This window comes from Helicobacter sp. 11-8110 (assembly GCF_003288905.1).
Taxonomy (GTDB): Bacteria; Campylobacterota; Campylobacteria; order Campylobacterales; family Helicobacteraceae; genus Helicobacter_D; species Helicobacter_D colisuis.
In genome coordinates, this window is sequence record NZ_NHYL01000006.1 from 80,330 (window position 1) to 93,697 (window position 13,368).

The window sequence follows — 13,368 nt, forward strand, 5'->3', positions numbered from 1 at the left end:
ATAATGAATAAGAATCTAAAAAAGCCTGAGCTACTTTCTCCTGCTGGGAATCTTAGGAAATTAAAAATTGCTTTGGAATATGGAGCAGATGCGGTTTATGGAGGCGTTAGCCATTTTTCTTTACGGAATCGAGCAGGAAAAGAGTTTGATTACGAAACTTTTGGTGAAGGTGTAGAATATACGCATAAAAGGGGTAAAAGAATCTATGTTACGATTAATGGATTTCCCTTTAACTCACAAATTAAGCTCTTAGAAAATCATATCTACAAAATGGCAGAATTAAATCCTGATGCCTTTATTGTTGCAGCACCTGGTGTCGTGAAGCTTGCCAAAGAAATCGCTCCGCAAATACCTATTCATCTATCCACCCAAGCAAATGTGCTTAATGTGCTTGATGCAAAGGTATTTTATGAGATGGGAGTAAAGCGAATCGTTGCTGCAAGGGAATTAAGCTTAAAAGATGCAGTTGAAATCAAAAAAGTCTTGCCGGATTTAGAGATTGAAATTTTTGTGCATGGTAGTATGTGTTTTGCCTTTTCTGGTCGTTGCCTTATTTCAGCCCTTCAAAGCGGACGCGTGCCAAATCGTGGGAGTTGTGCTAATGATTGTAGGTTTGATTATGAGTATTATGTTAGAAACCCAGATAATGGCGTGATGATGAGACTTGTAGAAGAAGAGGGAGTAGGGACGCATATTTTTAATGCCAAAGATTTAAAGCTTATGGAACATATACCTTTGATTTTAGAGAGTGGCGTGATTGATTCGTTAAAGATTGAGGGGAGAACAAAATCGAGTTATTATGCAGGAATTACAGCTTTAGCTTATAGGGAAGCCATTGATGGATATTTTGGTGGAAATTTTGAGCTAGAAAAATACGAAAGAGAGCTAGAAACACTTAAGAATCGAGGTTTTAGTGATGGATATTTGATACACCGCCCTTATGAAAAAAATAATACACAAAACCACTTAACCGCCATTAGTGAGGGTAGTTATCAAGTTAATGCTGAAGTGAGTGAAGATGGTAAATTTGCCCTTTGTCGCCATACTATTAGAGCAGGGGAAGCAAAAGAGATTGTAAGCGCTAATGAGGCGAGTATTAGTGAAGGGAAAAATGACTTGGGTGAAATTTATTCGCAAGGCGATAAAAAGTTTATGAGATTTTTTAAGATTGTATTAGAAAATGGGAAAGAATTAGATTCTATTCATAGCGGAAATGAAAATAGGATCGCACTCCCATTGCCACTTCCACCTTTTAGCTTTTTACGCCAAAAGCTTTAACTCTTTTTGAGTAATTTATAAAGCGGACAATATCCATAAACTGCACTTAGCAAAGGTAGTAGAGAAATAATCCACCACCAGCTAGGACATAAAAAACCAAAAATAAAATAAATTAGCATCGCTACAAGTAATCGGATAGTTTTGTCTAAATTGCTCATTTTTTCTCCTTATTTTTTAAGCTCTCGCATAAATCATACCATTCATAACCATTGGTTTCATTAAATAAATTTTAACAAACCAATTTAACCAACTCTCTCTTGTTGCGCCAAAGCAAGGCAAACTAGGTGCTGCACCTTTGTAGTCAAATTCCACCATAACAGCTTTTCCATATCTTGTTAATAAAGGACAAGCGGTATAACCATCAAATTTTGCTTGAAGTGGTTTGTTATTTAAATGCGCAATGATATTTTCAGCAATAACTGGATATTGTTTGCGAATACTTGCCCCTGTTTTTCCTTTTGGGATTCCTGCGCAATCTCCGATAGCAAAGATATGAGGGTATTTTTTGTGTTGTAAAGTATATTGATCGACATCAACCCAATGTCCAGCAACATCGCCTTTGGTAATGGCAAGTCCTGAATCACTAATAAAGCTAGAAGTTGTCATCCTAGGAATTACAAATAAATAATCAAAAGGTTTTTGAAAAGTTTCTTTAGCTACTTTTGAGACACCATTTTCACTATAAGGCATTAATTTTTCAAAAGTTGCCATTTTTTTATCTTTATCTATTTCCACTAGCACATTTCTCATTGAATAGGGCATATTTCGTGAAATGAAAAATTGTTCAATCATTTTTGCATGAATCGGACTAGAGAGCATTGCACCTCCGCCAGCATATAAGTGCATATCAAATTTATCTTTTATATTTTGGCTGTTTAATCTATCTTCTAGCAAAAAGTAGATTTTCTTATTAGCTCCACCGCATTTAATTGCTGTATTTGGTTCTGCAAAAAGAATTTTACCTCCATTACTTTTTTCTATTTTTTCAAACATTTTTTGAGCCTTTACAGCCCCATCAGCAGTATAAATTGTTGTGATATTGTAGTTTGGATCTTGAATGGTTTCTTCATCTAGACCTTTGACTTTATCAAACTCATAAGTTGTTCCAGTAGCAATTACTAAATAGTCATATTGATGAGTTTGATTGCTTGTAGTAGTTAAAGTTTTTGCTTCAGGATCAACTTTGGTTACATTTTCTTTAATCCATTTCACTTTATCGTGAATCAAATCTTCTTTTTTGTATGAAGTGTCTTGCTTATTATAGATTCCAGCAGCAATAAGAGTGAATCCGGGTTGATAATATAAGATTGGATCGGCATCAAAAAGTGTTATTTTTGCATTAGGCAAATCTTTAATTAGCCGCGCAGAAAGTGAGATTCCGCCAAGTCCTGCACCAATGATTGCGATGTTTGGGGAGAGAGTGGATTTGGCTTCTGAAGGTGTTGGAGCAAGGCTTGAAGCTCCTAGTGCCACTCCGCTAACTCCCATAATTTTTAATAAGTCTCGACGACTGAGTTTTGCTTCCATAGTTATACTCCACTAAATTAAGTTGGTGAAATATTATAATACGAAATGTCCTTAAAGTTGTGTGATAAAATCACAATAGATTGTATAAGAATTTTAAGGATTGTAATGAAATATAAAATTTTAGAGTGCTTTTTAGAGCAAGAGATTAAAATCTTGCTTTAAACTCAATAGATAAGAGTGTCTTGAAGTGTCTTTTGAATATCAATTTCCTTGCCAAAACTTTTTTGATAAATAATGTAGTTTGCAAGGACTTTTTTACCATATTTTCTAGTTTCCTCATAAGGAATCATCTCCATACTATACCAAGGATCAAGTGGATTATCTTTTTTAAAAAGTTGCTTGGTCTCTAAAAGTCTGCGCGTAAATCCCGGACCTCCATTATAAGCATAAGAAATAAATAAAGGGTGTTTGAATTCCTTTAATAAAGGGCGAGTAAAGTATTCTGCATAAGGGATATTAATCGCAGGATCAAACATATCTTGGTAAGTGATTTTTTCTGATTCGCCTATTTGTTTGGCAATAGCTGTTACATTAAAGGGCATTAGCTGCATTACTCCTAGGGCATAGGAAGTGGAAATTGCCGTGGGGATAAAAAGACTCTCTTGTCGTCCTAGCGCATAAAGAAGTGCTTGTGTGTCGTTATTGAATTGTTTCATAATTGTTGGAAAAGGCTTAAGAAAGTATTCTTTATTAGCTTGTTTGTTTAACCAAAAGAAATGTGGCTTAGTGTTAAGATGATTGACTTTTTGTAAGAGCGCTTCTTTATCTTTTGGGGTTTGATTTTTATAAGAATCGCGGATTTTTTCCCATTCAAAAGGATTTTTAATATCCCATTTTGCAAGAGTATTAGATGTTTGAATGTCATAGAGAATTTCAAATTGTGGTTTATTGTTTGTAAGCTCTAAAGCTGCTAGAGTATAGAGATCCATTGATTTAGATTGTGAAAGTTCTTGAAGATAGCTTGAATCTTTGGAGGCAAGATAAGCCCAAAAAAGTCCGCGATTCTTTTCAAATGAGTATCTTGCATTTTCTAAAGAATGGATAAAAAAGCTTAAAGAATCGATATTATTATGGTTTCTAATGGCATTTAATCCCAAATAAAAGGCACTCTCATCATCTAAAAATAGAAGTGTTTCTTTGGGTGAAATCTGCGTTAAAGAATGGCTAAAAACTTTCATATCAGGATTAAGAATAGCAAGTCTTATAAGTCTCATAAAGGGTGGATGTTTTTGAGAAATATAGTCTAATAAAACGCGTTTAGGAAGTGCGGCGTTAAGAAATCGCTTCCTGTAATAGCTAGAAACTCCAAAATAAAAACTACTATAAACTTCAACATTAGTTTTAATAAGCTCATTAAAGGGATTTTGTGAAGCAAGAATCTTTAGTTGTGTAGCAAGAATTTGGTTTGTTTTTTGGAGTTTTTGGGAGAGTTGGAGTAGAGTCTTTGGCTCTAGTTTTTCGGCTTTTTGGAGTGTTAATCCATAGGCGATACATTGCGAATCTTGTTTGATTAATTTTTGAAGTTCCATTTGTTGGCAAATGGTTTCTTTTGAGAGGGTTTTGTTATCGCCTTTTTTATAATAAAGTCCAAAGAGTTTAGCATTTTTTCTTAAAGCAAGATTGTAGGCTTCTGTGGCTTCTTTGGGATTAATATCTTGTTGCAAAAACAGCCAAATGTAAAAATCGCGCGAGATTCCTTTGGGCTGTTTTTTTAGATAATCTAGGGTAAGATTTTGGGAGTTAGCAGAAGCATAAATTAAAAAAGAAAATAATAAAAAAAGCACTTTCATGGCATTTCCTTAGAGAGTGTTTGCAAAGCTATAGAGTAACTTTACAAAAAAGAGATTAATAAATTGCAAAGCAAGAATCACAATAATAGGAGTAATGTCAATCCCACTAATGATTGTTGGGATAAAGCGACGAATTTTTGCATACACTGGCTCTGTGAGTTTGTAGAGAATCTGCACGATAGGATTGTAAGGATCAGGACGCACCCAAGAGATAAGGGCAGCGATAATCACAATCCAGATATAAATATTAATCGCCATACTCATAATTTGTGCGACAGCTTGAATAAAAGTGCTTAAAACCATTTTAACTCCTAATAATGTCTTGCAAATAAAGTCTTAAAATAGGGAATAAATCGCTAAGTTCTGGTCCGTGTTCGTAGCCAGTAAGCAAGAATCTTAAAGGTTTAAAGAATTTTTTACCTTTGAGATTAGAATGATTCATGGCTTGATTTTTGAAATTTTCATAATCTTCTTTGGTAAAATCTTGGGCTTGTAGCATTGATTGTAAGGTGCTTTGTAGGATTTTAATTTCTTCTTGAAATTCCATTGTTGATTCTAAAAGCAAGGATTTTTTCATAAAGATTCTATCAACTTTCTCGCGCAATTCATTAAGGGTGCTTGATTCTTGTAAATAAAGCTTTGCTAAAGCGCCGATACTAGAATCTTTGTAACCCAAAAGCACCGCTAAATCTTGTTCGCTAAGGAGTTTAAAGTGTTCGCGATTTAAAAAACGGAGTTTATTAATATCAAATTTCGCAGGAGCTTTGGCGATATTTTGAATATCAAACCATTTTATCGAATCTTTAAGAGTAAAAACTTCACAAGGCGTTTTATTGCCTATTAAAATTAAATAATTAGCAATGGCTTGGGGTAGATAACCCTCATTTAATAACCACTGCACACTTGAAGCATTGTCACGCTTGCTCATTTTTTTGCCCTCTTCATTAAGTAAAATAGGCAGATGCGCAAATTCAATATTTTTTTGATAACTTAAGGCTTGGTGGATTAGTATTTGTTTAGGAGTGTTGCTTACATGATCTTCTCCGCGCACGATAAAATCAACATCATAAAGCATATCATCTACCGCACAAGCAAAATTGTAAGTTGGAATTCCATTTTCTTTAAGGATTACAAAGCTGTCTAGTTCATTAGGTGAAAATTCAATTTTTCCTTTGATTTTATCAGTAAATTCCATTGCCACTTCAGAGCCTTTTAGGCGAATGACTGGGTTTGGGTTTGAATCTTTTTGGAGTGTTGCCCATGAATCATCATATCTAAAAGCTTCGTGCTTGGCTTTGGATTCTTCTCGTTTTTGCTCTAAAAATTCTTTGGTGCAATAGCAATAAAATGCCTTGTTTTGTGAGATAAGGTAGTCTGCAAGTTGGCGATGGCGTGGGAAATTATCACTTTGATAGACAAGCATATCCCATTTGATTCCAAAAAGGGTGAGCAAAAACATAATGTCTTTGTCTTTTCCTTCAATATTTCTTGCAGTGTCGGTATCTTCAATCCGCAAAAGGAATTTTTCACCGCGCTGCATACAAAGAATGTAATTAAAAATAGCAGCACGTAGATTTCCTATGTGCATATCACCTGTGGGACTTGGGGCAAATCTAAGCATAAAAACCTCTGATATATGGATATAGTTTCGTGATTTTATCATATGGAATCTTGAAATACTCTATATAATGTTATAATTTTAAAAATAAAAGGGGTTAAAATAATGTTTTTTAGTAAATATTCTGCAAGTGGAAATGATTTTATATTAATGCATACCTTTAGATTTAAAGAAAATTCTTATGGTGAGTTAGCTAAGAGAATCTGTCATCGCCAAGAAGGAATTGGAGCTGATGGTTTGATTATTTTAAAGCCACATTTAGAATATGATTTTGAGTGGGAATTTTATAATGCTGATGGCAGTGTGGCTGAAATGTGTGGAAATGGGAGTAGGGCAGCTGCAATGTATGCAAGGGATTTGGGGTTAGCAGGAGAGCAACAAAAATTTTTAAGCAAAGCTGGGGTAATAAGGGTTAGCATAGAGGGGAATTGGGCGGAGAGTGCTTTAAGCAAGGCGGATATTTTACAAAAAGAAATTAGCGAGTTTGGCGTAAAATGGTGGTTGCTTAATACGGGAGTGCCGCATTTAGTGTGTGAAAATGCAAATCTTGCATTTTTAAATAAAGAGGATTTACGATTTTTGCGACATAAATACAATGCTAATGTTAATATTGCTTCATTACAAGAAAATAAGGTTTTGGCAAGAACTTTTGAACGTGGGGTGGAAGATGAAACTTTGGCTTGTGGGACAGGAATGGCAGCAATGTTTTATTATTTACTTTTATTGGGTAAAGTTTCTAACCCTTGTCTTTTTAATCCTGCAAGCAAAGAGAATTTGTATTTAAGAGAGAATAAGGGGGTGCTGTATTTAAAAGGAGAAGTGAGAAAGATATGCGATTTCGTGAAAGATTAAGCACTATTCAATACCATTTTGAATAGGCACAAAAATACAAGAATCAAGCTCTTCTGAAGTAATGGAATGATTGTGTTTATAAAAGCGTGTGATAATTTGGAGATTCCCTTTTTGGATTGGAGCTATAAGAATCCCGCCTATTTGAAGTTGATTAAAAATCTCTTGTGGAATTGTCGTGGCTACTGCTGAGAAAAGTATCCTATCATAAGGCGCATATGCACTCCAGCCTTTTTGCCCATCATCTAGTTTTGTGTTGATATTACTAAGATTGCAGGTTTTGATTCTTAAACGCGCTTCATTAAGAAGTTTTTCGATTCTTTCAATGCTGAAAACTCTACGCACAAGACAGCTAAGAATAGCTGCTTGATAACCACTTCCACAGCCGATTTCTAAGACATTATCTGCACCTTCGCATTGGAGGTATTCTGTCATTTTGGCAACCGTAAGTGGAGAGCTAATCCATTGACTAGCACCCATAGGAAGTGCATCAAGGGAATAGGCTAGATGCTTAAAACCTTCAGGGACAAAAATTTCACGATTGATTTTTAAAAGAGCATTTTGGACATTTTGACTTAAAGGAAATTGGCGTGTAATTTCATGCACCATTTGAGCAGTTTTGATGGTTTGCATTAAAGTCCTATGTCAATGAATTTTCGCACTTTTGCAACATCATTGAAATTTGCCTTTAAGCCTATGATTTCTTGTGAATCATCTTGAGTTGCATAGCCAAAAGGTGTGATAATCGCACTGCCCCCATCCATAGAATCATTGGTGCTATTACTTGCTACAACAAAGCTTTGAGTGGTGATTGCAAGGGCTTTGGTGAGAGTCTGGAAGTGATCCTTTCGCTCTTTTGCCCATTGCGCAGGGACAAAAATAAGATCGCAGCCTTTGAGCTTTTGCCAAAGTTCAATAAATCTTAATTCAAAGCAGTTAATAGCACCGCATTTGATACCATCAATTATAAAAGGGGAAATTTCTTCAATATTGCCTGCTTGAAAGTGTAAATGCTCATTACCTAGCGGAAAGAGCTTGTTTTTGCTTTGCTTGTGAAGCAATTCTCCGCGATGAAAAACTTTAAGATTGTTATAAAAACCATTTTTGTATTTTTCTATCATAGTGGTTATGATTGTTTTTTCGCTTGATAGTTTGAGTAGAGTTTCTGTTGCTTCTTTAGCAAACTCGCTCGCTTCTTCCATTCTTTGGTAACAAAAATTAGTTAAAGCAACTTCAGGTGCAAGAATAATAGAATCACTTTCGCATTCCAAGATAAGATTTTTAAAATATATAAGATTCTCTTCAAAATTTTGTTTGGTTTTAAATTGTAAGGTATAAAGTGACTTAGAAATCATCAAAATTAATACTCCCTTTTGCGTAATTTGTTACATTTCCCTCAAAGAAGTTAGTTTTTTGTTCATTAAAAGAGCTAAAAGAATCAACCCATTTAATAGGGTGCTTAGCATTATAAAGTGCGGGTAGTCCCACGCGTTTTAGGCGCTCATCGGCTAAATATTTAATGTATTCTTGAATAATTTCACTAGTAAGCCCAAGAATCTGTCCTTGTGTAATATATTCTCCCCACGCAGTCTCCACCTTAACAGCTTCTCTAAACATTTCAATCACTTCTTCTTCTAAATCCTTAGTAAAAAGTTCAGGAGTTTCTTTTCTAACAGAGTTAATCATATTTTGAAAGAGAAGTAAATGGGTAACTTCATCGCGTTGAATAAAGCGAATCATTTGAGCACTTCCGAGCATTTTTCCGCTTCTTGCTAGGGTATAGAAAAAGGCAAAACCGCTATAAAAATAGATTCCTTCTAAGATTTGATTGGCAAACATAGCTTTAATAATATTGCGCTCTATTGGATTTATTGCAAGTTGTTCATAAACTGCTGCAATATAATCATTTTTACTTTTTAATTGCATATCGCTTCGCCACATATCATAGATTTCATCTGTGTTAGCTGAGATTGATTCTACCATTACAGCATAACTTTGGGAATGAAGTGCTTCTTCAAAAGCTTGGCGCACTAAAATAAGATTGATTTCTGGGCTTGTAATATAGGGATTAACATTGTCTATTAGGTTGTTAGTTTGTAATGAATCCATAAAAATAAGTTGCGCTAAAGCTCTATCATAGCCAATTTTTTCTTCAGGAGTAAGCCCTTCTGCATAGTCACGCTTATCTGGTGTCATATTAACTTCTTCAGGAAACCAAGAATTTGCAAGCATTACTTTCCAAAGGTTGTAAGCCCATTGATATTTGATTTTGTTAAGCTCAAAGATGCTAGTTGGATTACCCCCAAAGATTTTCCTTTCATTAACGCTTTCATTGGAGTTTGGATTATAAATTTTTTTGCGATGCAACATAGGTTTTCCTTGAAGTCATTTAGTTTTAAATATTTTATTTTTTTTGTAATTATAATAAGTTTTTTATTTAAAATAACTTGATTTTAAATGTAACTAAAAAAGGAATTCGTTAGAATCTTAATAAAATTAACTTTTAAAGCTATATTTTCTTAGAGATAAATATTTAATGCACTAGGATTTAAGGGATAAAATGACTGAAGTTGCAAAATTAAATATTAGCGGAATGCATTGTAGCGCTTGTTCTGCTACAATTGAACATAATTTAAAAAAAGTATCAGGCATTACAAACATTAAGATTAATGCAATTAGCGGTAGGGCAAAAATTGCTTTTGATTCAGCAAAAGTAAGTGAGCAAAAAATTATTGATTTGATCACTTCTTATGGATTCCCTGCCTCAAAAGATAATGCAAAGGAATTAGAGATTTTATACATTCAAGGCTTAAAAAAGCGTTTGTGGATTGGAATCCCTTTGTTTTTATTGATTTTTATACTACATATGAGTGGATTCCATAGCACTTGGAGCTCCATTGTTCAGCTTATTTTAGCAACGATAGTGCAGGTGTATTGTGGCTATCCTTTTTATGTGGGAGCTAAAAGTTTTTTTAAAACTAAAAGTGCGGATATGAATGTATTAATTGCGCTTGGAACGAGTGTGGCGTATTTGTATTCGGTATATTTATTTGCTAGTGGTGGGAGTAATGGATATTATTTTGAGGGGTCTAGTGCTGTAATTTGCTTTGTTTTATTAGGAGAATTTTTAAAAAGCAAAGCCAAAAAAAAGGCAGGTGATGAGCTTGAATCTTTGGTAAAGATTCTGCCAAGTCAAGCTAGAATCTTAAAAGATGGAAAGATAGAGTGGATTGCTATTAACCAAATTAAAAAAGGCGATGAATGCCTTGTAGTTGGTGGAGAGAAGATTCCACTAGATGGGATTGTAATAAAAGGAAGTGCAGAAGTTAGCAGTGCGCATATCAATGGCGAAGAAATGCCTAGAGTGCTAGAGGTAGGTAGTGAAGTTATTGGAGGAAGTTTGGTATTAAATGGAGAAATTACCATTCAATCTTGTAAAGATTCTAATGAGTTTTTTGTCTATGAAATGCTAGATCTTTTGGAGCTTTCACAAACCCAAAAACCACCCATTGGCAAAATGGCAGATAAGATTGCTTCTATTTTTGTGCCAAGCATTGTGATTTTAAGTCTTGTAGCCTTTGTGTTTTGGTGGATCATGGGTGAGGGATTTGCCTTTAGTTTATCTATTGCAGCGGCTATTTTGGTTGTCTCTTGTCCTTGTGCTTTGGGGCTTGCTGTGCCATTAGCGATTGTGTGTGCAAGTATGCGCGCAAAAAAAAGTGAAATTTTGATTAAGTCTCCAGAGATTTATGAGAGAGCAAAGCAGATTAAAACAATTGTATTTGATAAAACAGGAACGCTAACAAAGGGCGAAATTACGCTAAAGAATGTTGAGTTGGTTGAAGAAAATGCAGAGTTTGATTTAAACTTTCTTGCTAGTTTAGTCTATGTAATGCAAGAGAACAATCCTCATCCTATTGCAAAGGCATTTTTGGAGTATTTTAAAACAGATAAACAAACAATTAAATTGCAAGAAAAAGAATATCTTATTGCTAAAGGTGTGAGGGCGAAATATCAACAAAAAGAATATTTTTTGGGATCATTGGGGTGGATTGAAGAGATTCTAGGTGGGATAGAAAAGATAAAATGCAGAGAAAATGTGATTGCTTTGTGTGACAATAAGAAACTTTTGGCTTTGTTTTATTTGCAAGATTCAATTAAAAATGGCGCAAAAGAAGTAGTAGAATCTCTTAAAACTAAAGGAATACAATCTGTCATCTTAAGTGGAGATAATATAGAGAGTGTGGAGAGGGTGGCTAAAAGCATAGGGATTGAAAGATTTTATGCAGGGGTAAATCCCACGCAAAAAGCCGAAGTGGTGGCAAAACTCGCAAAAGAGGGTGGAGTGTGTTTTGTGGGAGATGGAATTAATGATGCTTTAGCACTTAAACAAGCTAGTTTTGGAATTTCTTTTGTTAATGCCACAGAATTGGCTCAAGAAATAGGGGATGTTTTACTTTTAAAAGATGATTTAAAAGGAATTATTAAGGTATTTGAAATCGCTTTTGCAACTTTAAGTAATATCAAGCAGAATCTATTTTTTGCATACATATATAATATAGTTTTAATTCCTATTGCCACTGGAGCTTTGTATCCTGTATTTGGGATTATTTTACAACCAGCATTTGCAGGAATGGCAATGGCATTTAGTTCGGTGAGTGTAGTGAGCAATGCGTTGCGTATTACAAAGTTAAAGCTAAAAGGAGAATAAATGTTCCAAAGGATTCTAGGGATTTTACTCTTTTTTGGAACTGCTTTGTATGGATTAGAATATTTTGTGTTAGAAGAAGAATATCATTTTGATGAAAATAAAATCTATGCTAAAACATTATTTCCACAATTAGACTATGACTTTTTGCTTTTGGAGATTCCTACAAATTCTAGTAATTTTCAAATCAAAAGTTTTCAACTAATCGCTCTTTTTGAAAAAGAGGGCATACAAATGGGGGCAAAATCCTCTGTTATTACCTTTAAAAGAGAGATTAAGGGTGATATTGATGGAGTTAAGAATTATATTGTGGGTTTATTTTTGCAAGAATACAAAAAAAATAATATTAAGATTCACTCCATTGAGCTAGAGCAAATAACGCCAACTAATTTTAATCCCAAAACAATGAGAGAGATTGATTTCCACTCTAAACTTTTAAAACGCAAAGAAGGAACTTTTGATGTGGTGGTAGAAGAAAATGGGCGCAATAAAAAAGTGTTTTTTAAATATAATCTTGATGCTACTTTGGAGGGAATTATGACGATAGACGAAATAAGCGGAGGGCAGACAATCACCTATCAAAATGCGCGTGTAGTTGAGATTCCTTTTGATAAAATTAGCGCTGAATTAATGAGAAGCGAAGAGATTGGCAAAGTGGCAGTGCGCTCTTATACCCCAAAAGAAGTTTTAGTAACGCACGATAGATTAGTGGCTAAACGAGTTGTTAAAAAAGGTGATAAAATTGTAGTAAGTGTGCAAGAAAAAGGAGTTTTGTTAGAATTTGTTTTAGAAGCGCTTAAAAATGGAGCCATTGGAGATGTGATAAGAGCTAAAGCGCTTGAGGGCAAAAAAACTTATCAAGTTAAAGTCATTGATGAGGGGAGGGGAATTTTACAATGAAGCGAATTATTGTTGGAATTAGCGGAGCAAGTGGGGCAGGGCTTGGATTGCGATTTTTAAAAGCTTTGCCTGGTGAGTTAGAAAAATATTGCGTGATTTCAAATGGAGCCAAGCAAGTTTTGCTATCAGAAGAAGGGCGAAAGGAATATATGGAATTTGAAGCAATACAAACTAAAGATAATAAGATTTTTATACTAGAAGATAGTGATATGGGAGCTTGCATTGCTAGTGGATCTTTTGTTTGCGAGGCAATGGCGGTGATTCCTTGCTCTCAAAACACCCTAGCAAAAATCGCTTGTGGAATCAGCGATACTTTAATAACTCGCGCCGCAAGCGTTATGATAAAAGAACAAAGAAAACTTTTGCTTTCTCCGCGAGAAATGCCCCTAAGTCCGATTGTTTTAGAAAATATGTTAAAGCTCTCAAAACTTAGAGTGATTATGGCACCACCTATAGTGGGTTATTATGCTGGGGGTGATCTTGAAAGCATTGAGCATATGTTGATAGGTAAGTGGTGTGATAGTTTAGGGATTCCTTATAAATATAAGCGCTGGGGAGAATAATCTAATCTCAAATTATAATTTTCATACAAATCTCTCTCAATCCCTTTTATTTTAATCTTCCCTTAAGCTTATGCTGCTATAATTCCACTTCCTTTTTTGAAATAAAAAAAGTGTTCTTTTGGCTTTATATACATT

At 34.6% G+C, this 13,368-nt stretch carries 13 protein-coding genes; 5 read left to right on the forward strand and 8 right to left on the reverse strand.

The genetic code is table 11. The features are described 5' to 3' along the window. Positions 1-3 precede the first annotated feature (3 nt). Positions 4-1,278, forward strand: a complete 1,275-nt coding sequence (locus CCY98_RS06480) for a peptidase U32 family protein (RefSeq protein ID WP_112057752.1) — start codon at positions 4-6, stop codon at positions 1,276-1,278. Here CCY98_RS06480 and CCY98_RS06485 read toward each other — a convergent pair. The 5 genes from CCY98_RS06485 to gltX all read right to left on the reverse strand — a co-directional run bounded on the left by CCY98_RS06485 (position 1,275) and on the right by gltX (position 6,216). Beyond that, positions 1,275-1,436 (reverse strand): DUF2892 domain-containing protein, encoded by a 162-nt coding sequence (locus CCY98_RS06485; protein WP_112057753.1) that lies wholly within the window; start codon positions 1,434-1,436, stop codon positions 1,275-1,277. The two genes, CCY98_RS06480 and CCY98_RS06485, sit on opposite strands and share 4 nt — an antisense overlap. 16 nt (positions 1,437-1,452) lie before the next feature. After that, positions 1,453-2,805: an FAD-dependent oxidoreductase gene (locus tag CCY98_RS06490; RefSeq protein ID WP_112057754.1), complete on the reverse strand. Its 1,353-nt coding sequence runs from the start codon at positions 2,803-2,805 to the stop codon at positions 1,453-1,455. 164 nt (positions 2,806-2,969) lie between these two features. Further along, positions 2,970-4,595: a lytic transglycosylase domain-containing protein gene (locus tag CCY98_RS06495; protein WP_112057755.1), complete on the reverse strand. Its 1,626-nt coding sequence runs from the start codon at positions 4,593-4,595 to the stop codon at positions 2,970-2,972. Positions 4,596-4,604: 9 nt separating this feature from the next. Next, entirely contained in the window at positions 4,605-4,898 is a 294-nt protein-coding gene (locus tag CCY98_RS06500) for a YggT family protein (RefSeq protein WP_112057756.1), read from the reverse strand. A 1-nt stretch (position 4,899) separates the two neighbouring features. Beyond that, complete coding sequence (gltX, locus tag CCY98_RS06505) at positions 4,900-6,216, reverse strand: glutamate--tRNA ligase (protein WP_112057757.1); 1,317 nt, start codon at positions 6,214-6,216, stop codon at positions 4,900-4,902. 102 nt (positions 6,217-6,318) lie between these two features. Here gltX and dapF point away from each other — a divergent pair, with 102 nt between their 5' ends. Further along, the gene (gene dapF, locus CCY98_RS06510; protein ID WP_112057758.1) at positions 6,319-7,065 is read left to right on the forward strand and encodes a diaminopimelate epimerase; all 747 of its coding nucleotides are present in this window, start codon (positions 6,319-6,321) and stop codon (positions 7,063-7,065) included. Positions 7,066-7,068: 3 nt separating this feature from the next. Here the strand turns inward: dapF and CCY98_RS06515 are convergent, their stop codons facing one another. The 3 genes from CCY98_RS06515 to CCY98_RS06525 are packed head-to-tail and all read right to left on the reverse strand — an operon-like array spanning position 7,069 to position 9,432. Next, positions 7,069-7,695, reverse strand: coding sequence for a protein-L-isoaspartate(D-aspartate) O-methyltransferase (locus CCY98_RS06515; RefSeq protein ID WP_112057759.1), 627 nt, complete (start codon positions 7,693-7,695; stop codon positions 7,069-7,071). Beyond that, positions 7,695-8,417 carry a nitrilase-related carbon-nitrogen hydrolase gene (locus CCY98_RS06520; RefSeq protein WP_181566556.1) on the reverse strand — a complete coding sequence of 241 codons (723 nt, stop codon included), beginning with the start codon at positions 8,415-8,417 and terminating at the stop codon, positions 7,695-7,697. Before CCY98_RS06520 ends, CCY98_RS06515 begins: the two co-directional genes overlap by 1 nt. After that, the gene (locus tag CCY98_RS06525) at positions 8,407-9,432 is read right to left on the reverse strand and encodes a ribonucleotide-diphosphate reductase subunit beta (RefSeq protein ID WP_112057761.1); all 1,026 of its coding nucleotides are present in this window, start codon (positions 9,430-9,432) and stop codon (positions 8,407-8,409) included. The genes CCY98_RS06520 and CCY98_RS06525 overlap by 11 nt, the downstream gene beginning before the upstream one ends. A gap of 190 nt (positions 9,433-9,622) precedes the next feature. Here CCY98_RS06525 and CCY98_RS06530 point away from each other — a divergent pair, with 190 nt between their 5' ends. The 3 genes from CCY98_RS06530 to CCY98_RS06540 are packed head-to-tail and all read left to right on the forward strand — an operon-like array spanning position 9,623 to position 13,233. Further along, positions 9,623-11,773 carry a cation-translocating P-type ATPase gene (locus tag CCY98_RS06530; protein ID WP_112057762.1) on the forward strand — a complete coding sequence of 717 codons (2,151 nt, stop codon included), beginning with the start codon at positions 9,623-9,625 and terminating at the stop codon, positions 11,771-11,773. Further along, positions 11,774-12,670: a flagellar basal body P-ring formation chaperone FlgA gene (gene flgA, locus CCY98_RS06535; RefSeq protein WP_112057763.1), complete on the forward strand. Its 897-nt coding sequence runs from the start codon at positions 11,774-11,776 to the stop codon at positions 12,668-12,670. Beyond that, positions 12,667-13,233, forward strand: coding sequence for a UbiX family flavin prenyltransferase (locus CCY98_RS06540; RefSeq protein WP_112057764.1), 567 nt, complete (start codon positions 12,667-12,669; stop codon positions 13,231-13,233). Before flgA ends, CCY98_RS06540 begins: the two co-directional genes overlap by 4 nt. The last annotated feature ends 135 nt before the right edge of the window (positions 13,234-13,368 follow it).